We start from the raw sequence: 19,300 nt of genomic DNA, 5'->3' as shown, positions 1-19,300 counted from the left end.
CGCATCTCCGTTTTGCGTGAGTGATTTGCTCATGTCGAGCACATGGAATTTACTTTACTGGGAAAGTAATTAGATTCCACCAGGTGTTTTTACGGAGAATGCGTAGGAAAATCGCCTCGGCGGCTGTTGCTGACGAGCGATCGCGCTGCAAAAGACATGCGGCGCAGGCCCGGTCAGCTCAACGTGGCAGGAGGAAGATGAGGGAGATGGCCGGCAAAGGGTGCCGGCGTGAGTGCTGCGTAGCGAACAGCTGCGCAGCACAACGAGATATTGGCGCGACCGCGATCGACGAGAAGATATCAGCGGCGCTCGCGGCTTCGACGCGCAGCCTCCGCGTCGGCGAAAAGCTGAAGTTCGCGCAATAGAATCGAGAGCGCCGCCCGCCGTGCCGGCGCCATATGGCTGGACGCCACCCAGTCGGTTCCGTATGCCCCTTCGCGGAGAATGTTCTCCAGGACTTTACGCGCTCGCGGCTTCATTCGCACGAGAATTCCGCGTCCATCCGCCGGGTCCGGCGTTCGCTCCACCAAGCCCATCTGCTCCAAGCGGCTCACGCACTTCGTGATGCCGCCAAGCGTCATCGCCAGCGGCTTCTGAAGCTGCGTCGGGGACTGAGTATAAGGTGGCCCCGAAACCAGCAGCGCGTCCAGCAGCAACAACTCGGCGGCCAGGATGCCTTGGCTCGCGGCGGCCTCTTTGAGCGCCTGGTCGATGTGTGTCGACAACCGAAGCAGCCGTTGCCCGATAAGATAGACGTTCGCGTCTTCGGCCGGCCACTCGCGCGCCCACGCCGCGGCTTGAGCGTCGAGGGCGTCGCCTGCTTCGGGCCTTGCCGGTGTCTGCAACGCGACGCACTCCGCGAGGAATTGCGCTTCGGCGTGCGCGCGCTTCGAATAGAGCGCCTCGCCGCTATCGTCCTGAGCCACATCGACCCAGCCCGCCTCGTCGAGTGCACGCAGATGATCGAGCACACTCGCGCGCGATATGTTCAGTCCGCGCGCCAGCGCGGGCGCGCTTTGCGCGCCTGCGCCCAGCAACGACAACAGTTGTCGCCGGGTAGCGTCCGCGAGTGCGGCAAAAAGTGAATCGGCGGTCTTGCGGGCACCCATACCATCATCGATCGGTCGAGACCCGCGTGCCAGATGGCAAATGCTCGTAACGAGCCATGGGCGACATGACGTGATCGGTAGCTCTACGGCTCGCGTCAACGCCATACAGGTGCCGTTTCCTGTAGCGGGGTCATTTCGGCAACGCTAAGTTACCAGAAAAATCCGCCCGCAGAACAACACAACAAATCGGCGTGCACGCCCAGCGCGCACGGCCCAGCTATTGTCCAACGAGGTCGTAAGCAGCAAGTGCCGCAACCTCCGTCACGCCGCCGTCCACTGGCAGGCATGTGCCAGTAATAAACCGCGACTCGTCGCTGGCGAGAAACAGCGCGGCAGACGCAACGTCCCACGCGTCTCCTTCCAGTGGAAGTGGTGCGATCTTGCGGCGCCGCTCGCGCGCCTTTTCATTGAGCATACTCTGCACCATGGGTGTAAAGATGTGCCCCGGCGCGATGGCATTGGCACGCACATGATCACGGCCGTACATCACAGCTAACTCGCGCGTGAACGCAACCATGCCTGCCTTCGATGAACCGTACGCGGCTGACCCGTGACTGCGTATGCCAGCAACCGAACTAATATTGACGATTGCCCCGCCTCCGCGCGCCACGATCTTTGGCACCGCACTGCGACTCATCAGGAACGCGCTCTTCAGGTTCACATTCATCACACGGTCCCACGACGCCTCGTCGATATCCTGCAACCGTCCCGGCGCACCTGAAATTCCGACGTTGTTCACGAGTATGTCCAGGCGGCCATATCGCTCAACAGTCTCTTCGACGATTCGCGTGCACACGGCCGCGTCCGTGATATCACCTGTACAGACGAACCCCTCGCCGCCGGATTCGGTAATCAACGCGAGTGTCTCGGCAGCCCTTTCGTACTGCTGATCGACCAGGCAAACGGACGCGCCCTCAGCCGCAAAAAGACAGGCGATAGCCTTGCCCGTGCCGTAACCCTGCCCGAGTGACCCCGCGCCAGTGACGATCGCGATCTTGCCGCTCAAACGCTGATAAAAGACTTTTGGAGAAGGCATGCTGTAGTCGAATGATGTGGTCGCTCGCCACTCAAAGCATTCGCGCGCTTACGTACCCGGTATGGCTGTCCATCCGCGCGCGCTGGAGTCGGCATTTTCGATCAAGCTTAGTCTCATGAGGCTGATAATGCAACATATAGTTGCATTATCAGCCTATGCGATCACCTGGTCCTACTCTGCCGTGATCCACCAATGCCGCGCCAAAGCGCGCCGCGTAGGCCGTGTTCACCGCCTCCGTCTGGAAGCGTGTCTCGTTGATGGCGAAGATGAAGTAGCCGTATGCGAGATCGCGTCGATAGTCCTCCCAAGCTTCGTCGAACGAGGGCGCCTCGACTCCGCCGGCTGCCAACTGCGATAAATAGTGTTCGAGCAGCGGCCGCTCCCACGCGCGACGGTCTTCGATATCGAGCGCGCAGCCTATGTGGTAGGCGACCTCCAGGCTCCACGGCGCCCTGCTTACCTGAGCATCGAAAAAGCCTGGCGTTCCGTCTGATTCAACGTACAAGTTGCCCAGATGCGTGTCGCCATGAATGAGACACACCGGCTTGCCTTTGTGCTGGCTCGCAATGTCTGCGAGCGCTGCGACCATCCATTCACGATCGTGCAGGTATCGGCTCACCGCGGCACCTCGCGGTAGCGAGACGTAGTGGGCCCACACATCCGGTTCCAGATAGCGATTCTGATATTCCAGCGACCAGTCGGAAAATCGCTCCCCCACCCAATCAAAGCGGCCGCCCATTTCAAATTCGGCGCCGTTCCATGTTTGCGCGTGATAGCGCGCCATCGCACTCAGACGCCGCCCCATCTCTTCGTAGCGTTGCGATCGCTGCGCTCTGCAAAAGCGCGCTTCGCGCTGCTCGAGGTCTTCCATCACAACGACAGATTGCCATCGATCGGGATCCGCGCCCGCATAGAAGCATTTCGGCGCGTTCATATTTATGAATGGCAAAACATCACGATAGAAGCGCATTTCGTTGCGGTACATGTCCTGCATTAACTCGCTGTGATCCTGAAAGCCACCTTTTACGATCATGCGCGAAGGCAGCGCCATCTCCCTGCCCACATCGTTGTACTCGAGCGCCACGCGCACTTTCGTCGAGGTTCCAGGCAGCACGGCTACGTGGCTGCACGAAGTCACTTCCACGCCGACGAAGCGAAACGCGAGCGCCGACGTGAGCCATTGCGCGGTCACGCCTTCCACCGTGACCGGCAACGCCATGTCACTCATCACAGCAAGTGCAGACAAGATTTCCCCCCGGCGATTGAGATACGCAAGACGCGTGCGCATCGTCGCGCACAGAGTCGTTCGACCGCAACATGGGGAAAACCACACCTCGTCGAGCGTTGCATATTTTGAATGGCGTGCATATAGTTGCCTCCAGATGCAGATACTTTTTTGGCAGGTACCTGATGAATCTTCTTGACTCACCCACACTGGCCGATGACTTCGCCGGTGCCGAACCAGCAAGAATGCTCGCCCCGGAGGAATACCGAACCGAAGAGAGCGTGGCCTTCAAGATGAATCTGGTTCACCTTCTGCTGGGCAGCGAAATCGACCGGAAGCTTGCCGCCAGCGGACTTTCGGCTCTCCAGTGGGGCGTGCTGAAAGCGCTCTACGACGAGCGCGCACGCACGCCCACCGCCCTCTGCCGCATTCTTCTCGCGGACAGCGGGGCAATGACCCGGAAGCTCGATTCACTCGAGAAGCGTGGATTGATCGAGCGCATCCGAAGCATTTCCGATAGACGCAGCGTCGAACTCGCATTGACGGCAAACGGCCGTGGATTGCTGCGCGAGACCCTGCCGCACATTGTGGAAACGAGCAACCGCCAGCTTCACGGCTTCACGATGGACGAAGTCGCAACCGTCAAACGTCTTCTCGAGCGAATGATCGTCAACCTGAGCTGAACGGCTACGTCCATGCCCGAATTGAGCGACGAATCCTCCAAAGCTCAGCGCTTGACCCAATTGAAAAAGGAGCAGTTCATGGAGCACACTGAAACGACCGCAAGACCGGCCGAGACATCGACGCAAGCGTCGGCTTCCGCGCCGCTGCCGGTTCCGCATGTCTACCGCGGCCGTATGATCACCGGAAATGCGATCAAGCACGTATCGCGAGATCTCGGTCAGGGTTTCTGCACGCCCAAAATCGAACTGGATGATCTCGTCTGGCCGCGTGCGGAGTCGGGGCCTGCGTTTGATGTGCCTGTCGAGCAGATTATTGATTTTCTCGTCGAGCTCGGTCCCCGCCTGCATCTCGACGTCAATCCGCTCATGCAGGCCGCACTCGAATCGATGATCAAGGTTAGTCCCCTGGGACGCCGGATCCTCGAAAACTGCTATCGGGACATACCTAACCTGTTTTTGCGCGAGGTAATCGAAGACGAGTTGCGTGTGAGCCTTGGCGACGCGAGACTCGTCGACGGCTGGGTGGAACGCACGCTGCGCGGCCGTCCTAGCCGTCTGCGCGCCTTCCCGCCGAGGCTCGTTCATATTCTGGCGGGAAACTCACCGATGGTTGCGGCTATGACCGTCATGCGCGCCGCGCTGACGAAAGGCGTGCATCTGCTCAAACTGCCATCGAACGACCTGTTTACGGCCACCGCGATTTTGCGCACGATGGCCGAAATCGATCCGAACCATCCCGTCACGCAGTCCTTTTCCGCTGCCTACTGGCGCGGAGGCGACGAGAACGTCGAGTCCATTCTTTATCGCCCGCAGTACTTCGACAAGATCGTCGTTTGGGGAGGCGATAGCGCGGTACGCCACGTCATGCGCTATGCGGGGCCGGGTCTGGAACTGGTTGCCTTCGACCCAAAGGTGTCCATCTCCCTGATCGGCCGCGAAGCCTTCAGCTCCGACGAGGTTCTGCGCGAGGTCGCACGTGCGGGCGCCGCCGATGTGCTGTCGTTCAACCAGGATGCGTGCAATGCAAGCCGCTATCAGTTCATCGAAGGCGACGAAGACGACGCCGACCGCTACTGCGAGCAACTCGCGCTCGCGCTCGGCGAGGACTACCGTTATGGCGATGGCCAGGGCCCGCTGGTGCCGAGCGACATTCGCGAAGCCGTCGACGTGCTGCGCGAAATGGAGCCGCTTTATCGCGTGTTCGGTGGCTACGACGGCAAAGGTCTCGTCATTCGCTCGGACGAGATGGTTGACTTCCACCCAATCTGCAAGACCGTCAACGTCGTTCCCGTGGGCAGTTTGCGCGACGGGGCGCGCTACGCGACTGTCGCGACGCAGACCGTCGGTATCTATCCGCCGCATCGGGTAACCGAGGTGCGCGACGCCCTTGCATGCGCAGGCGTACAGCGCATGGTCGCTTTGGGCGAATCGATTTCGGATGGCGTGGGTGGCTACCCCCATGACGGCATGTTCCCGATCCACCGATTCATGAAATGGGTCTCGGAGGAATCGGGGCCGAACCAGCAGGAGACGCGACAATGAATGCCCTCTCCTCCCTCCTGCAATACACGGATCTTCAGGACCCCTTTCGCAATGCGCCCGAGAACCTCCATACCGTTCAGCTGCAAGCCGTACGGGAACGCTTCGCGCAGCGCCGCCAACAGATTCGCATTCTCGACAAGCGGGCCAGCGAAGCAGGCGTAACGGAACTTGGCACGCTGGACGACGCGGTTCCGCTGCTATTCGCCGACGCCGTCTACAAGAGCTATCCCGATTCGTTCATCGAAAACGGCAAATGGCGTCACCTCACGGCATGGCTTCAAACCCTTACGACGAACAAGATCGATGGGATCGACTACAGTAAGGTCGACAATCTCGACGGCTGGATCAACGAGCTGCGCCGCAACGGCCACTACGTAATGAGTTCGAGCGGCACCTCGGGGAAGCAGTCGTTCATCTACCAGAGTGAAACCGACCGTGAGCTCGGCTGGCGCCTGCTCGACCAGGGTATTCGCTGGGCGGCAAGCGCGATGCACGACCGGTCGCGCCGTTATCCCGCGTACCTTTTGACGCCGTCTTCCGGGTCCTACACCGGCACTGAGCGCATGGCGAAGTTCGCCGAGTCGATTGCCCTGCCTGGCGACATTCACTACATGTCGGACGTGCCACAAAGCGCCGCCCAGACCACACGCATGGCGCGCATGCGTCGAGCGATTGCGGACGGCACCGCGTTGCCCAGCGAAATCGAAGCCTTCCAGAACGAAAATCGTGAACGCACCGAGCGTGTGCAAGCCGACTTCCGGCGCTTCATCGACGAGTTGCTCGAGCGGCGTCACGAACCGATGTTCATCATGGGAATGATGGGCATGCTCTACCAGATCGTAGCCACGGCACGCGAACGAGGCATTCCCGACGGTGACTTCCACCCCGACACGATCATCAGTATCGGCGGCGGCAAGAAGGGTGCGAATTTGCCGGAAGATTTCCAGCAGCAGTGCGAACGCTTCTTCAATTTCAACGCGACCAATTTCAACGATGGATACGGCATGGGCGAAGTATCGGGGTTCTGCCCGTGGTTCCATGAAGCTAAGGCGTGGACGGTACCGCCTTGGCTCGTCCCGCTGGTGCTCGATTCCACCGGCGAACAGTTGCTGAATCCGCGTGACGGAAAAGGTGTCGTCGAAGGACGGCTTGCGATGATCGATCTGCTCGCCGACGGCCGCTGGGGCGGTGTCATCAGCGGGGACAAGGTCACCGTGGAGTTCGGCCATGGCATCGACGGCGTGCGAACACCCGTCATACGCGACGTGGTGCGCTACAAGGATCTGCCCGGCGGCGATGACAAGCTGTCGTGTGCCGGAACGATCGACGCCTATGTCCGCGGAGAGATCGCGGATATGACCGAAGCCCGTACCGCGAAATGAGCCAACTCCTCCCCATACTACGTAGACCTATTCAACAATGACTGAGCAAACGACAAATCCGGCCGTGTGGTTCATCACAGGCGTTTCGTCCGGCTTCGGCCGATCCCTTGCGGAAGCGGTCCTCGCACGCGGTGACAAGGTGGTAGGCACCGTGCGTAACGACACGCAGATAGCGCCTTTCGAAAATCTCGCGCCCGGGCGCGCCTACGGCGTGTTACTCGACGTCACCGATGCCGCTTCGGTGCCCTGCGCCGTCGAGCAGGCCCTTGGCCGGGCGGGCACCATCGACGTTCTGGTGAACAATGCGGGCTACGGCCTCTTTGGTGCACTCGAAGAAGTATCGGACAAGGAAGCGCGTCAGCTCTTCGATACCAACGTGTTCGGCACGGTCAACGTGATCCGCGCCGTGCTGCCCCATTTTCGCGAGCGAAAGCGCGGGCATATCGTGAACTTTTCCTCGGTGGCAGGAGTTATCGGCATCACGGGTTGCAGTTTCTATTGCGCCTCGAAACACGCGATCGAAGGCCTGTCCGAATCGCTCGCGCGAGAACTGAAGCCGTTCGGAGTTCACGTGACCATCGTCGAACCCGGCGGTTTTCGCACGAATTTCGCGGGTGGCTCGCTGAAATGGAGCGAGATCGAATCGCCTGCCTACGCTGAAACGGTGGGCAAAATGCGCCAGATGATGGGTGGCTACCACGGCACGCAGGCGGGAGATCCAGCCAAGGCCGCCGCCGCCGTCGTGCGCGCGGTGTCTGCGGAGAACCCGCCGTTGCGGTTGCCGCTCGGCCCGGATGCCGTCGACGTCGTCCGAAAGAAGCTCGCGTCCGTACAGGACAATCTTGAAGCGTGGCTCGACGTGTCGAGTTCCACTGACTTTGATCACTAACGCCGCAGAAGCTCGTTGCCCGGGAGACGACATGTCCGCACTGGACTCATTTTACGCAATGCTTCGCGGTGACGCCGATCCGTTCCGCAATCACCCTGAGAACCTTCGCGAGATTCAGCTCGCCGCCATGAAGGAGCGTTTCGCCGAGCGCCGCAACCAGATCAGGCTGCTGCGCCGCCGCGCGGACGATATGGGTGTTGAAACCATCAACCGCCATGAGGACATGGTTCCTCTCCTGTTCGCGCATCAGATCTACAAGAGCTACCCCGAGCAATTCATCGACAACGGCCGCTGGAAGCACCTGGCGGCCTGGCTGCAGACGCTTTCCAGCACCCCGGTGAGCGAAGTGGATATGACGGGCGTGGAAGACGTCGACGCGTGGATGGAACGGTTGCGCGAAGCGGGGCACTACGTGTTCAGCTCGAGCGGCACATCCGGGAAATGCAGCTTCATCAACCAGACGCGAGCCGATCTTGAGAACGTCACCGAGTCGTGTGTGAAACTCGGCGTTCACGGTAACGAGCTGATCCGCCGAGATTTCGGCAAGCGCCCCGTATTCCTGATGATGCCGCCTGCCGGCGCGCATCGTCACATCGAACCGGTACTTGGCGCTGCGAAGCGACTTGGCGCCGAAAACACGCTGATGTTCGACGAACCTGTGCTTGCTTCCGCAACGATCTCGATGGGTCGCATGCGTCGCGCAATCGCCGACGGTTCCGCCAAACCCAGTGAAGTCGCGGCTTTTCAGGAGCATGCGGTGGCGCGCCAGCGCCATACTGGCGCGATGATCGACAGCTTTCTCGACAAGCTTGTCGCGCAGCGCAACGTCCCCGTTCTCGTACAGGGCAACTGGTCGTTACACTGGACGCTCGTGGAGCGCGCCCGCCATCGCGGCATCACCGATGGAATCTGCCACCCCGACACGGTGATCACGACCGGCGGCGGATTGAAGGGCACCTCGGCACCCACCGACTATCGGGAGCAGATCACACGCTTCTATGGCATCCGCCCGGAGAACGTCCAGAATAGCTATGGCATGTCCGAAATGATCGGGACTGGCCCCTGGTCGGAGGTGGCACAGGGCTACGCAATCTGCCCCTGGATCGTTCCGTTCGTGCTCGACAAAGCCGGCGAGCAACTACTGAATCCGTCGGATGGGCGCGGCGTTGCCGAGGGCCGTTTCGCGTTTTTTGACCTGCTTGCCGAGGGATACTGGGGCGGCTTCATCACCGGCGACAAAGTCACTGTGGACTTCTCGCCGGAGGGGAGCACCGACGGACTCCAGGGACCGCTGGTCAGGCGGGTCGGCCGCTATGCCGACCTCGAAGAAGGCGAAGACAAGCTCTCTTGCGCGGGCACGATGGAATCGTATGTGCGTGGGATGATCAACGTTTGATTTCGGCCGCGAGCAACTGCGGGGGCCAGGGGGTGCCAGTATTGGCACCCCCTGGCGCTCGTGAGTATACTGATGCACTAATTCCGTCATCAAAAGCTCAACGATGTCCAAACCTATGGCAGTTCAGGCTCCCGACGGAGCCTCGCGGCTCGCTGCGGCGGGCAAACCTCGAACGGCCGGCCGGCCCACCCACGACGACGCGGTCCAGTTGCGCGAGCGCCTGCTCGACGCCGCCAAAACGGTCTTCATGAGGGAAGGTTTCGGTGCCGCCAGGGTCGATGAAATCGCGTCACTGGCCGGTGTCAGCAAAACTACCGTTTACCGCCAGTTCGGCACGAAGGAAGAGCTTTTTCGCTCTATCGTCTGGCGCGGTATGTCCGACTTGCGCGGCAAGATCGATCAGCACCTGGAGCCCGGCCGCGATTTTTCGACCAACCTGGCATCCCTGATCGATGCGCTCGTCGAACACATGGCAATACCGGACAGCATTCACACTTCACGCATGGTCATTGGCGAGGCGATACGTTTTCCGGATGTCGCAAGGCAGTTTCTGCAGTTCGTGGTGACGATGCTGGAGCCGCTTACGGCCGTTCTGGAAGCGGCAGCGGCCAATGGAACGATCGACATCGACGATCCTGCGAACGCGGCACGTGATCTCCTCACGCTGGTCACTGGCGCCCCCGAAGTGCACCTTGCGATCCAGACTACGCGCGCTGAACGCAAGCGTAGGGCCGAGAGGATTCATCGGATCCTGTTGACCGCCTGGAAGTATCGCGCAACGCTCGATAAGGTTCGGGCCAGGGCAATGCAGTAACGTTCATCGCGCGCCTGCCTCGCCGGCAGACTAGCTGCCGACTTCCCCCATCACCTGAAACTGCCCGGATGCCTGGGCAATGCATTTCGCATTGGCCCAGATCCGGCAGTCCGAGAAAATCACCCGTTTCCCAGAACGCAGAACGTCGACATGGGCTTCCACCCAGTCGCCCGGTTCAGCGTTGCCCATGAAGTTGACCATCAAGCCCGTCGTCAACACCCTTACGGCCGGTTGACGCGAATACTTGCTTGCCCACGTAATGGCCGTATCCGCCAGCATGCAAACGGCGCCGCCGTGCATCATCTGGCCGAGATTCCGATGCGCTTCGCGCACGTACATACCGACGACATGTCCACGCTCGCTCTTGCGAAAATAAGTAGGACCGAACATCTGATGGAAGGGGCCAAACTCCGGCATCAATGCAAAGCCCTCCGGAATGGGCTTTTCTTCGCTCTCTTCAAGCGCGTCTACCGCCAGTGCGTGTGCTTGTTCCAATGCCACTCTCCTCTTCGCGCCGTAGGTGGCCGGCACCAATAATTCCTTTTTCATGGGTGAGACATAGCGTATCATTATTCGCACACAAGTCAATTATATGAATGAATATGGACATCGGATCGCTCTTTACGCCACTCGTTGTTCGAGGCGTCACGCTTGCCAACCGTATCGTCATGTCACCCATGACTCGCGGTTTTTCGCCCAATGGACTGCCCGGCAGTGACGTTGCCGCTTACTACAAGCGGCGCGCGCAGGGCGAGACTGGCCTTATCATCACGGAAGGTGTTGGTGTCGATCATCCGGCAGCCCTGGGCGAAGCCGGACTCGGCGAGAATTCAATTCCCGTACTCGCCGGAGCAGAATCGGTTGCCGCGTGGCGGCGTGTGACGAATGAAGTTCACGCAAGCGGCGGCGTCATCTTTCCGCAACTGTGGCATATGGGACCGATGAAAGAGGCGAACACAGGGCCCTTCCCCGCCGCCGCGCCACTACGGCCATCGGGACTGTGGGGGCCGTCCGGATGCACGACTTCGCTCAACGCGGGCTACATGGAGCGGGTGATGCCACCAACCCGGCCAATGACCGACACCGAGATCGCGGACGTCATCGCCGCCTACGGTCGAAGCGCAACTTTTGCGAAGGCCGCCGGATTCGACGGCATTGCCATCCACGGAGGGCACGGCTATCTGATCGATGCGTTCCTTTGGGCTGAGACCAATCAACGCACGGACAAATGGGGTAAGGATCTCGTGGCGCGCAGCCGCTTTTCCGCCGAAGTCGTGCGCGCGATACGCGAAGCGATCGGCTATACGATGCCGATTACATTCCGCTTTTCACAGTGGAAACAGCAGGATTTCCGGGCGCGCCTCGCCAACGATCCGCACGAGCTCGAACAGATCCTCGCACCGCTCGCAGATGCTGGCGTCGATATCTTCGAGGCGAGTACGCGTTATTTCAATCGCGCGGAATTCCCGGGCTCGGAGATGAATCTCGCAGGCTGGGTAAAGAAAGTGACCGGCCGGTATTCTATGGCGGTGGGCGGAATCGGCATTAATAAGGGATACTACGATTCTATGGCCGAAGCCGAGACATCGGCACAACCCGACCTAACACCACTGCTGGATCGTTTCTCGCGCAACGAGTTTGACCTTGTTGGCGTAGGTCGTTCGCTTCTGCACGACCCGAACTGGGCCCGGCGTGCCCGCCTTGGCGAGCCGTTTCTCGGATTCAGCAACGATTCGCTCGCGCGCCTCACCTGAAATGCAGTTTTGCAGTTAGCGCCCCTGTATCAGGCGTCAACTGCTGTTGGTGGCCTGCCAATCTTCAGGTGCGCCCAGTAACCGGAATCAATGCACCGGTTACCCCCGACGCAGCTTCGGAAGCGAGAAAAAGAATCACGTTCGCGATTTCCTCGGGCCGTACCCAACGTGAAAAGTCTGCATCGGGCATGTCGTTGCGGTTTTGCGGCGTGTCGATAACGCCCGGCAGGATCGCGTTCACGGTAATTGAACGATCCTTGAGCTCTTCGGCTAGCGCCTCCGTCAAACGCATCACCCCCGACTTCGACGCCGTGTACGCACCCATTCCCATACCTGCCTTGAGTGCGGCGCCAGCGCCAATGTTGACAATGCGACCGCCGTGCGCGCCGACAGCAAGATAGTCCAACGCCGCTTTCGATGCCGTTGCGGCCGTCCGCACGTTCATCTGATACATCAAATCCCACGTCTCGAGGGAGCCGTCCGCCAGCGTTTCCCAGCGAAATCCACCCGCTATGTTGACGACGGCATCGAGCTTGCCAAGCTGCTCGACAGTCGCCGAAAACGCCGCGCGCGCCGCGTCCAGGTCAGTCAGTTCCACGCCGCCTCGCCACCAGGAGGCGTGTAGCTGCTCCGCGCTCGCGCCCTCCGGCGCAGGCGCCTTGTCGATCAGCGCGACCTTCCAGCCATTGTCGGCAAATACCCGGCCCACCGCGCGTCCCAATGTGCCGAAGCCACCGGTTACCACTACTACCCGTTGCATGTCCGATCACTCCCTCGCCGCTTCGGGCGCGAAAAAATCAACGTCCCTTGAAAACCGGCTCACGCTTCTCGCGAAACGCGTTGACCGCTTCCTGGTGGTCTTCAGTCAAATTCGACAGCGCCTCGTAGGCGATCGACGCATCGAGAATCGAATGCGCGAGTTGCTTGAGTCCGATGTTGATTGAAGCCTTGGTCCATTGAATCGCACGCGCGGCTCCGTTTGCCAGCCGCTTCGCCATGGCATCGACAACGGCATCGAGTTCGTCAGCCGGCACGGCGTGATTGATGAGCCCCAGACGCGCCGCCTCTTCTGCGGTGAGGAGGTCACCCGTCAGGAGGTACTCCTTGGCCTTCGCGTAGCCGACGAGCTGCGGCCAGATCACCGCGCCGCCATCGCCCGCTACGAAGCCGACTTTCACGTGCGGATCGCCGATCTTCGCGTGATTGGCCGCGTAGCTCAGATCCGAGAACAACGCGATCGTCGCGCCCAGACCAATTGCATGACCATTGATCTTCGCGATGACCGGCTTCGGACAATCGAGCATCGAGAAGACGATTTTCTTGGCGCGCTGCATGCCTTCCAGAAACAACGCCGGGTTGTCGATGACCTGCTGCATGTGCTCTATATCACCGCCCGCGCTGAATGCGCGCCCAGCGCCCGTCAACACGACAACACGGGTCTCGTCGTCCTCCGCGACATCGAGAAAGAGCCGCGACATCTCGATGTCCATCTGCTCGTCAAACGCATTCAGCGTTTCGGGGCGGTTGAGCGTGACGGTCAGGACGCCGCCGTCGCGTTCGAGCAATAACGCCTTATAGTCCGAAATATTCATGGCTTACCTGTTCACAAAGAAGAGACCGCGCGGGACGACGGGTCGCGCCGCCGCGCAAACGCCGGATGCGATTCCCGCTGCACCGGCGCCCCGCGCGACTTCGATTACACCTGCAGCGGAATGAACCTGCGGCCGTTGTCGTACATGATCTTGCGCGTGTCTTCTTCGGTAAGCCCATTGAGCGCTTCCGCCGCGAAGTCTTTCGGCTCCGGGACGCCTTCCGCGTGCGGATAGTCGGAGCCCATCAACAGAAAGTCCGACGATCCGGTTTGCGCGATGATCTGGCCGATGTCGTCCTCGGGATACGCGACCACAAACACGTTTTCCTTGAAGATCTGGCTCGGGCGCTTCTTCAGTTGACCGCACGGCCAGTAACCATTCTTCGCCATGCCCCGGCACTTGTCCATTTTCACGAGCAGCGACGGCACCCATTCGGCACCGTTTTCCGCGCTGCACAGCTTGACGCGCGGGAAACGCTCGAAGAAATTGTAGAAGATGAACGATGACAGCGTTTCCATCACCGGACGCTCGCCGTAACCGTGCATCCAGACAAAGGCGGTTTGACGCTGGCGCGACTGCTGCACCGGCTCGCCCCACACCGCCATGTGATCCTTCATGTAGATCGCTTCCGACACGTGGAACGTGACACGCACGCCCGCTTCATTGAGGATCGACCAGAACGGATCGAAATACGGGTCGGCCGGCGCACGGCCATTGAACGGCCCCATCGGCATCAGGATTACGCGGACACCGTTCGCGACCAGCCATTTTGCCTCGGCTACAGCGGCGTCGAGATCGTCGAGCGTGACGACCGGCGTCGTGTAGATCCGGTCCTTGTAGTTGAAGCCCCAGTCGTCGAGCATCCACTGGTTATACGCATGCAACACGGCATTTGCGGCGGCAGGCTCGTTGAGGTACGAAATGCACGCGACCATTTCGCCGATGTACATTGTGCAGGCCTCCACGCCGAATTCGTCCATCTTCTTCAGGCGTGCGTCGCGATTGAACATGTCCGGCGTCGGGGCGACACGCATGTCGACGTTGTCCTTGCCGTCCTTCATCGCGCGCAGCCATTCATGCAGTTTGCCCGGCGGCGGCACGTGCCCCTCGGCAGAGGTGTAGCCTTCGCTGATTTCCACCTTGCGGTCGCCGACATACATGCAGCGGTTGCCGTCGGCCGTGACACGGCTGGTAAACGACCAGTCCTTCTTGAACTTTTCGGGCAAATGGCGGCTGTATGCGTCCTCGACTTCGTAGAAGTGCGTGTCCGCGTCGTAGATCTTCCCTTGATACGCTTGCATGAACTCTCTCCTGATTGTGGGGGAGCGCTGCTGAACGTGCGCCCTTGAGAGAAGTATCGGCTCAAGCCATCAGCCCAAAAACTCTCATATCGAACCCAGAAACGTCGATATCGAATTGATATCGGTCGGCGCCCGCGCCATTTCCGAAGCTCGCACATGGCATCTTCCGAAAATCATCAATACGAACATCGTTCGTATATGAGTATACTCGAAACGATACATACAACCGGAGACGCTCATGCAAGTTGAAGTCCTCTCGCAGCAGGCACACCGAGCACAACCCGTAGCCGGTCCGCCGCGCGGGTTCACGATGGCGATCCTGCTGGCCGCAGTGGCAGCCTCGTCGGGAATCACCGTTATCTATACGGTGCTGGTCACACTCTACAAAGCCTTTCCCGCTTCGAACTCCGTGAGCTGGACGGTTACCGCATACTGGCTCGGCTCGGCCGTCTTCGCCGCGGTGAGCGGGCGGCTCGGTGACTTGCTGGGCTACCGTCGCATCCTGCTCGTGGTGATGTCGGTCGCTGCCGCCGGCGCGGTCGTCGCCGCATGTGCAACCCATGTCGGCATGCTCGTCGCTGGGTGCGCGATGCAATCGATCGCGGCAGGCATTACGCCGCTCTCCATCGGCCTGGTCCGCGAGAACCTGCCACCAGCGAGGCTGCCTGGCGCGGTGGGCCTGATCAGTGCTGCAGGCATGGTATCCGCGGGGCTGGTCTACATTTGTGCGGGCGTCGTCGTGGATCACTATTCCTGGCAAGGCGGCTTTTGGTTCAAAGTCGCGCTTTGCATCGTGGCAGTCGCTGCCGTGCGCGCGTGGACGCCGGCGTCGCCACAGCATCCCAGCGTCCGGATCGACTACCTTCGAGGCCTTGCGTTCGCTCCAGCACTCTGCGCGATCCTCTTCGCGGTGCAACAGATCCGCGCGTGGGGGCTCGGCGATGCGCGGCTTTGGGGTTTGATCGTCGGCGGCATGGTCGTGCTGGGACTATGGGCGCGGCATCAACTCAAGGCGCGTCATCCGCTCATCAACGTGCGTCTGCTGAAGGCGCGCGAGGTCATCCTGGCGAATGCCTGCATGGCATTCCTCGCGGCAGGCGCCATGCAACTGGGACAGGTTTTCTCGCTGCTCGCCCAGCAGCCTGCCGGCACGCACGCCGGATTCGGGCTGAGCGCAACAGCGGCCGGATTGCTGATGTTCAGCGTCAACATCGTCGCGATGGTCGCGAGCCCGTGGAGCGGCCGCGTCGCGGCCCGCTACAAGGCGCGTCGCGCCGCCTTGATCGGCATGGTCATATTGGTCTTTGCCTGGGCCGCACTGATCGTGCTTCATCGCAGCCTGCTGCTCTTCGTTCCAGGCGCGGTCCTGTGCTCGTTCGGGCTCGCCTTCGCGAGCACGGCGCTGTACAACCAGATCGTGGAAACGACCCCTGCGCATCAGACAGGCGAGGCAACGGGCATGCTCTATGTCTTCTTCTCGTGCTTCTTCGCGATAGGCGCCCAGGTGGTATTCGTGCTGCTACGCGGCGCGACGGGGGAACATGATGGTGCGTCGTTTCCCGCCGACAGTGGCTATGTTTCGGTGTTCGTCTACATTGCCTGCAGTTCGATTGTTGGACTGTTGATCGCTTGCATGCTGCCGAAGCGTCACGCCCGTTGATCGTCGTTGCGAACGATCCGTTACGCGCCGGTCCAACGCTTCTTCAAATTCGCCTTGCGTGCCGAACATTGAAGCATGTGCTTCAATGTTCGGCACGCTGGCCGGTCACTCATCTTCGGCTTGACCCAATGCAGACGCACGCTGCGCCACCCTGATCATGTTCTGCTCGAGTTGCGGGCGTTCGCGATCGAAACGCTCGAGCGGCGCACCAATCGCCATCGCCGCAATCACGTTACCGTTCGGCCCGAAGATCGGTGACGACACACCCGCGGAGTCCGGCAGCAATTCGCCACGGCTCACCGACAAACCGGATTCGAGGATGTGATCGAGTTCGTCACGCAGTGCCTTCTTGGTGGCGATCGTTTGCGGTGTGCGGCGCTCGAACTTGACCGTCTTCATGTAGTCGGCAACGAAAGCGTCCGGCGCATGGGCGAGCAGCACGCGGCCCGCGGCCGTGCAATAGAGCGGACGACGCAAACCGATGTGCATCGAATAGCGCACGGATTGCTCGCTCTCGATCACGTCGACATAGGTGATCTCTTTGTGCTCGTGATCAAGGACGCCGATATACACGGTTTCATTGGTGCTCTTCGAGAGATCCACCAGGAATGGGCGCAGCATCTTCGAGAAATTCCACGCGGCCATCACGCCGGCGGACAAGCGGAAGATCGAAGGCCCCAGGCGATAGCGGCCTGCGTCGTGCATCAAAAACCCTTCCGCCACGAGAGGCCTCAGTAGATTGAGCAGGCTGCTCTTCGGCGACTCGAGGGCAACATTCAGTTCTGCCAGCGACATCCCTTCCGGAGACTTCGCCAGCACATCGAAAATTCCGAGGAGTCGGGTCAGCGAGCGCGGCCCGCTGACATCCCGGTCCGCCGGCGCTGAGGTCTCTTTTAACATGATTTTCCCCATGAATTGACTGTATCGATTATACGGGAACTATTCACATAGTTTTACAACGATCACAATTTGGCACACTTTTGCACCGCCTGAATTCGGGAATACGCCAGGGCGCCTCCGCATCAAGGTTGAGATATAGTTGAACGACGTTCACAAAATTGCAATGCGGGAGCAACGCTTTCCGGACCATCCACGTGGCACGCTCGCGTGTCGAACTGCGGCATCAAACTTCACTTCTGGATCACACATGCACACGAAAAAACTGGCAGAAAAGGTCGTCATCGTGACCGGAGGCGGGCAAGGCGTTGGACTCGGCATTGCCCGCGCGCTTGCCACCCAGGGCGCGAGTCTGGTGCTGACTGGCCGCACGGAGAGCAAACTCACGCATGCTGCCGAGGGATTGAGCGCCCTCGGCTCGCAAGTGCTCGTCGTGCCTGGTGACACGCGCAATCGAGCCGACGCCGTGCGCACGGGCGAACTTGCCATTGAGCGTTTCGGTCGCGTAGACGCGCTTATTAACAACGCACAAAGCAGCAGCCCAGGTGTGCCGCTCGAATCCGTTACTGACGACGACTGGAGCAACACACTCGAGTCCGGCTTGTACGGCACGCTGTATTTCATGCAGGCCGTATTGCCGCACATGAAGGCACAGGGCCGCGGCGCCATCGTCAACTTCGGCTCGCGCACAGGCATCGAAGGGCTCAAGGGATTCGGCGCGTACGCCGCAACCAAGGAGGGCATTCGTGGACTTTCACGTGTTGCCGCGCGCGAATGGGGTGCCTATGGCATTACCGTCAACGTCATTTGCCCGGCAGCGCTCACGCCAGCCGCTGAAGCCTACCTCGAAGCCAATCCCCAGGAACGCACGCGCTATCTCGGTGAAATCGCACTTGGCCGCTTCGGCGATCCTGAGCTCGATATTGGACGAACAGTTGCATTTCTGTGTAGTGACGACGCTAATTTCATAACGGGGCAGACTATCAGTGTGGACGGCGGACAGTCAATGCTTTAGTGCGTCTTTTTGAACACAGTTGCAATATATGAAACAGGAAGTTGCATTTTTCAGCGGTCGCAGAGAATTTAATTGAACTAATCGTTGCATTAATTGGGATACCTCGATCCGAGGGCGAGTTCGCACGAGACGCCTACCAAGAAGATCGAAAGTGGTCACATATTTCTCCTCCGGCACACTTCGCGAGAGCGTGTGGAGTTTGACCTTGGCTGCGGGACACCGAGCCAAGGTTTTTTTTGCGCCGTTGTGTTAGGCAATTTTCAGCGGGGACACCGCGACGTCGAGACGCACCCGAAGCCGTAAAGCGACGAACGGATTTTTTGGGCGACGGCGAGGAGGACACTCACCAAGACAGACCGAGTCGGCCGGGAACTTCGAGCACGGCACGTTGCAGTCCACGCGGAAACTTACCAGACCGAACTCCATGCACAACGCCTGACCAACGGTCAGGCGTTGTGCTAGCGGTTCAAGCGAGTTGTGAAAATTGCGATCTCGATGCCGCTTTTCAAGAAAGCAATTAGAACCATTCCGATGTGAAGAACGGCAAGTGCACGTCCATCCAGTCGTATTCGCTGCGGCAGACGGCCCATGCCCACTGGGGTGACTTTCCACCGCGCTGGGCAGCGTCCGATCGTTGATGCAGGCGTGAACTATTTGAAGCATCCCCGCCCGCTTCGAGATACCCGACTTCTACCTCGGTTGTGTCTGCGATACCGCTATTGCTATTCTCAGTCGTCATGATTCGTCCTTTAGCTCCCGCTTACTCCACCGCCTTCACCATCTCCTCGATCACCTTCTTCGCGTCGCCGAACACCATCATGGTTTTATCCATGTAGAAGAGCTCGTTGTCGAGGCCCGCGTAGCCCGCCGCCATCGAGCGCTTGTTCACGATGATCGTGCGCGCCTTGTACGCCTCGATGATCGGCATGCCCGCGATCGGCGACTTCGGGTCATTCTTCGCCGCCGGATTCACCACGTCGTTCGCCCCGAGCACCAGCACCACGT

General features: G+C 60.1%; 19 protein-coding genes. 9 read left to right on the top strand and 10 right to left on the bottom strand.

The window, feature by feature from the left end; genetic code table 11:
* Positions 1–299 precede the first annotated feature (299 nt).
* From AB4Y40_RS23865 to AB4Y40_RS23855, 3 genes are all read right to left on the bottom strand, one after another.
* Positions 300–1,109, bottom strand: coding sequence for a MarR family transcriptional regulator (locus AB4Y40_RS23865; protein WP_368689890.1), 810 nt, complete (start codon positions 1,107–1,109; stop codon positions 300–302).
* A gap of 217 nt (positions 1,110–1,326) precedes the next feature.
* Positions 1,327–2,145, bottom strand: a complete 819-nt coding sequence (locus AB4Y40_RS23860; protein ID WP_368689889.1) for an SDR family NAD(P)-dependent oxidoreductase — start codon at positions 2,143–2,145, stop codon at positions 1,327–1,329.
* Positions 2,146–2,293: 148 nt separating this feature from the next.
* Positions 2,294–3,391 carry a phosphotransferase gene (locus AB4Y40_RS23855; protein WP_368689888.1) on the bottom strand — a complete coding sequence of 366 codons (1,098 nt, stop codon included), beginning with the start codon at positions 3,389–3,391 and terminating at the stop codon, positions 2,294–2,296.
* Between the two features lie 164 nt (positions 3,392–3,555).
* Between AB4Y40_RS23855 and AB4Y40_RS23850 the strand changes: the two genes are divergently transcribed.
* From AB4Y40_RS23850 to AB4Y40_RS23825, 6 genes are all read left to right on the top strand, one after another.
* Entirely contained in the window at positions 3,556–4,053 is a 498-nt protein-coding gene (locus AB4Y40_RS23850; RefSeq protein WP_368689887.1) for a MarR family winged helix-turn-helix transcriptional regulator, read from the top strand.
* A gap of 12 nt (positions 4,054–4,065) precedes the next feature.
* Positions 4,066–5,595, top strand: coding sequence for an acyl-CoA reductase (locus AB4Y40_RS23845; RefSeq protein ID WP_368689886.1), 1,530 nt, complete (start codon positions 4,066–4,068; stop codon positions 5,593–5,595).
* Positions 5,592–6,977 carry a hypothetical protein gene (locus AB4Y40_RS23840; protein ID WP_368689885.1) on the top strand — a complete coding sequence of 462 codons (1,386 nt, stop codon included), beginning with the start codon at positions 5,592–5,594 and terminating at the stop codon, positions 6,975–6,977. Before AB4Y40_RS23845 ends, AB4Y40_RS23840 begins: the two co-directional genes overlap by 4 nt.
* Before the next feature lie 37 nt (positions 6,978–7,014).
* Entirely contained in the window at positions 7,015–7,866 is an 852-nt protein-coding gene (locus tag AB4Y40_RS23835) for an oxidoreductase (protein WP_368689884.1), read from the top strand.
* A gap of 31 nt (positions 7,867–7,897) precedes the next feature.
* A complete protein-coding gene (locus AB4Y40_RS23830) occupies positions 7,898–9,262 on the top strand; it encodes a hypothetical protein (RefSeq protein WP_368689883.1) in 1,365 nt (454 codons plus the stop codon).
* Between the two features lie 115 nt (positions 9,263–9,377).
* The gene (locus AB4Y40_RS23825; RefSeq protein ID WP_368689882.1) at positions 9,378–10,076 is read left to right on the top strand and encodes a TetR/AcrR family transcriptional regulator; all 699 of its coding nucleotides are present in this window, start codon (positions 9,378–9,380) and stop codon (positions 10,074–10,076) included.
* A gap of 30 nt (positions 10,077–10,106) precedes the next feature.
* On the opposite strand, the gene AB4Y40_RS23820 is transcribed toward AB4Y40_RS23825, so the two are convergent.
* Positions 10,107–10,625 (bottom strand): PaaI family thioesterase, encoded by a 519-nt coding sequence (locus AB4Y40_RS23820; protein ID WP_368689881.1) that lies wholly within the window; start codon positions 10,623–10,625, stop codon positions 10,107–10,109.
* 53 nt (positions 10,626–10,678) lie between these two features.
* On the opposite strand from AB4Y40_RS23820, the gene AB4Y40_RS23815 reads away from it, so the two are divergent.
* Positions 10,679–11,830, top strand: a complete 1,152-nt coding sequence (locus tag AB4Y40_RS23815) for an NADH:flavin oxidoreductase (protein ID WP_368690164.1) — start codon at positions 10,679–10,681, stop codon at positions 11,828–11,830.
* Between the two features lie 64 nt (positions 11,831–11,894).
* Here the strand turns inward: AB4Y40_RS23815 and AB4Y40_RS23810 are convergent, their stop codons facing one another.
* The 3 genes from AB4Y40_RS23810 to AB4Y40_RS23800 form a co-directional block, all read right to left on the bottom strand.
* Complete coding sequence (locus tag AB4Y40_RS23810) at positions 11,895–12,590, bottom strand: SDR family NAD(P)-dependent oxidoreductase (protein ID WP_368689880.1); 696 nt, start codon at positions 12,588–12,590, stop codon at positions 11,895–11,897.
* A 37-nt stretch (positions 12,591–12,627) separates the two neighbouring features.
* Positions 12,628–13,422, bottom strand: a complete 795-nt coding sequence (locus tag AB4Y40_RS23805; RefSeq protein ID WP_254353264.1) for an enoyl-CoA hydratase/isomerase family protein — start codon at positions 13,420–13,422, stop codon at positions 12,628–12,630.
* Between the two features lie 104 nt (positions 13,423–13,526).
* Entirely contained in the window at positions 13,527–14,723 is a 1,197-nt protein-coding gene (locus tag AB4Y40_RS23800) for an amidohydrolase family protein (RefSeq protein WP_368689879.1), read from the bottom strand.
* Positions 14,724–14,961: 238 nt separating this feature from the next.
* On the opposite strand from AB4Y40_RS23800, the gene AB4Y40_RS23795 reads away from it, so the two are divergent.
* Positions 14,962–16,383 (top strand): MFS transporter, encoded by a 1,422-nt coding sequence (locus tag AB4Y40_RS23795; RefSeq protein ID WP_368689878.1) that lies wholly within the window; start codon positions 14,962–14,964, stop codon positions 16,381–16,383.
* A 105-nt stretch (positions 16,384–16,488) separates the two neighbouring features.
* Here AB4Y40_RS23795 and AB4Y40_RS23790 read toward each other — a convergent pair whose 3' ends face one another.
* Positions 16,489–17,283, bottom strand: a complete 795-nt coding sequence (locus AB4Y40_RS23790) for an IclR family transcriptional regulator (protein WP_368689877.1) — start codon at positions 17,281–17,283, stop codon at positions 16,489–16,491.
* 247 nt (positions 17,284–17,530) lie between these two features.
* On the opposite strand from AB4Y40_RS23790, the gene AB4Y40_RS23785 reads away from it, so the two are divergent.
* Complete coding sequence (locus tag AB4Y40_RS23785) at positions 17,531–18,295, top strand: SDR family NAD(P)-dependent oxidoreductase (RefSeq protein WP_368689876.1); 765 nt, start codon at positions 17,531–17,533, stop codon at positions 18,293–18,295.
* 517 nt (positions 18,296–18,812) lie between these two features.
* Here the strand turns inward: AB4Y40_RS23785 and AB4Y40_RS23780 are convergent.
* The gene (locus tag AB4Y40_RS23780; RefSeq protein ID WP_368689875.1) at positions 18,813–19,034 is read right to left on the bottom strand and encodes a hypothetical protein; all 222 of its coding nucleotides are present in this window, start codon (positions 19,032–19,034) and stop codon (positions 18,813–18,815) included.
* Between the two features lie 21 nt (positions 19,035–19,055).
* On the bottom strand, positions 19,056–19,300 hold a 245-nt coding region (locus AB4Y40_RS23775), incomplete at its 5' end, for an NAD(P)(+) transhydrogenase (Re/Si-specific) subunit beta (RefSeq protein WP_368689874.1).

This window comes from Paraburkholderia sp. EG287B, assembly GCF_040965595.1.
In the GTDB taxonomy this organism is placed as follows: Bacteria; Pseudomonadota; Gammaproteobacteria; order Burkholderiales; family Burkholderiaceae; genus Paraburkholderia.
The sequence above is the reverse complement of the archived record's forward strand: the minus strand, read 5'-3'. Positions and strand labels throughout refer to the sequence as shown.

Coding starts and splice junctions, on each gene's coding strand:
- AB4Y40_RS23865 (WP_368689890.1), bottom strand. CDS start 1,109: ATGGGTGCCCGCAAGACCGCCGATTCACTTTTTGCCGCACTCGCGGAC.
- AB4Y40_RS23860 (WP_368689889.1), bottom strand. CDS start 2,145: ATGCCTTCTCCAAAAGTCTTTTATCAGCGTTTGAGCGGCAAGATCGCG.
- AB4Y40_RS23850 (WP_368689887.1), top strand. CDS start 3,556: ATGAATCTTCTTGACTCACCCACACTGGCCGATGACTTCGCCGGTGCC.
- AB4Y40_RS23845 (WP_368689886.1), top strand. CDS start 4,066: ATGCCCGAATTGAGCGACGAATCCTCCAAAGCTCAGCGCTTGACCCAA.
- AB4Y40_RS23840 (WP_368689885.1), top strand. CDS start 5,592: ATGAATGCCCTCTCCTCCCTCCTGCAATACACGGATCTTCAGGACCCC.
- AB4Y40_RS23835 (WP_368689884.1), top strand. CDS start 7,015: ATGACTGAGCAAACGACAAATCCGGCCGTGTGGTTCATCACAGGCGTT.
- AB4Y40_RS23830 (WP_368689883.1), top strand. CDS start 7,898: ATGTCCGCACTGGACTCATTTTACGCAATGCTTCGCGGTGACGCCGAT.
- AB4Y40_RS23825 (WP_368689882.1), top strand. CDS start 9,378: ATGGCAGTTCAGGCTCCCGACGGAGCCTCGCGGCTCGCTGCGGCGGGC.
- AB4Y40_RS23820 (WP_368689881.1), bottom strand. CDS start 10,625: ATGAAAAAGGAATTATTGGTGCCGGCCACCTACGGCGCGAAGAGGAGA.
- AB4Y40_RS23815 (WP_368690164.1), top strand. CDS start 10,679: ATGGACATCGGATCGCTCTTTACGCCACTCGTTGTTCGAGGCGTCACG.
- AB4Y40_RS23810 (WP_368689880.1), bottom strand. CDS start 12,590: ATGCAACGGGTAGTAGTGGTAACCGGTGGCTTCGGCACATTGGGACGC.
- AB4Y40_RS23805 (WP_254353264.1), bottom strand. CDS start 13,422: ATGAATATTTCGGACTATAAGGCGTTATTGCTCGAACGCGACGGCGGC.
- AB4Y40_RS23800 (WP_368689879.1), bottom strand. CDS start 14,723: ATGCAAGCGTATCAAGGGAAGATCTACGACGCGGACACGCACTTCTAC.
- AB4Y40_RS23795 (WP_368689878.1), top strand. CDS start 14,962: ATGCAAGTTGAAGTCCTCTCGCAGCAGGCACACCGAGCACAACCCGTA.
- AB4Y40_RS23790 (WP_368689877.1), bottom strand. CDS start 17,283: ATGTTAAAAGAGACCTCAGCGCCGGCGGACCGGGATGTCAGCGGGCCG.
- AB4Y40_RS23785 (WP_368689876.1), top strand. CDS start 17,531: ATGCACACGAAAAAACTGGCAGAAAAGGTCGTCATCGTGACCGGAGGC.
- AB4Y40_RS23780 (WP_368689875.1), bottom strand. CDS start 19,034: ATGACGACTGAGAATAGCAATAGCGGTATCGCAGACACAACCGAGGTA.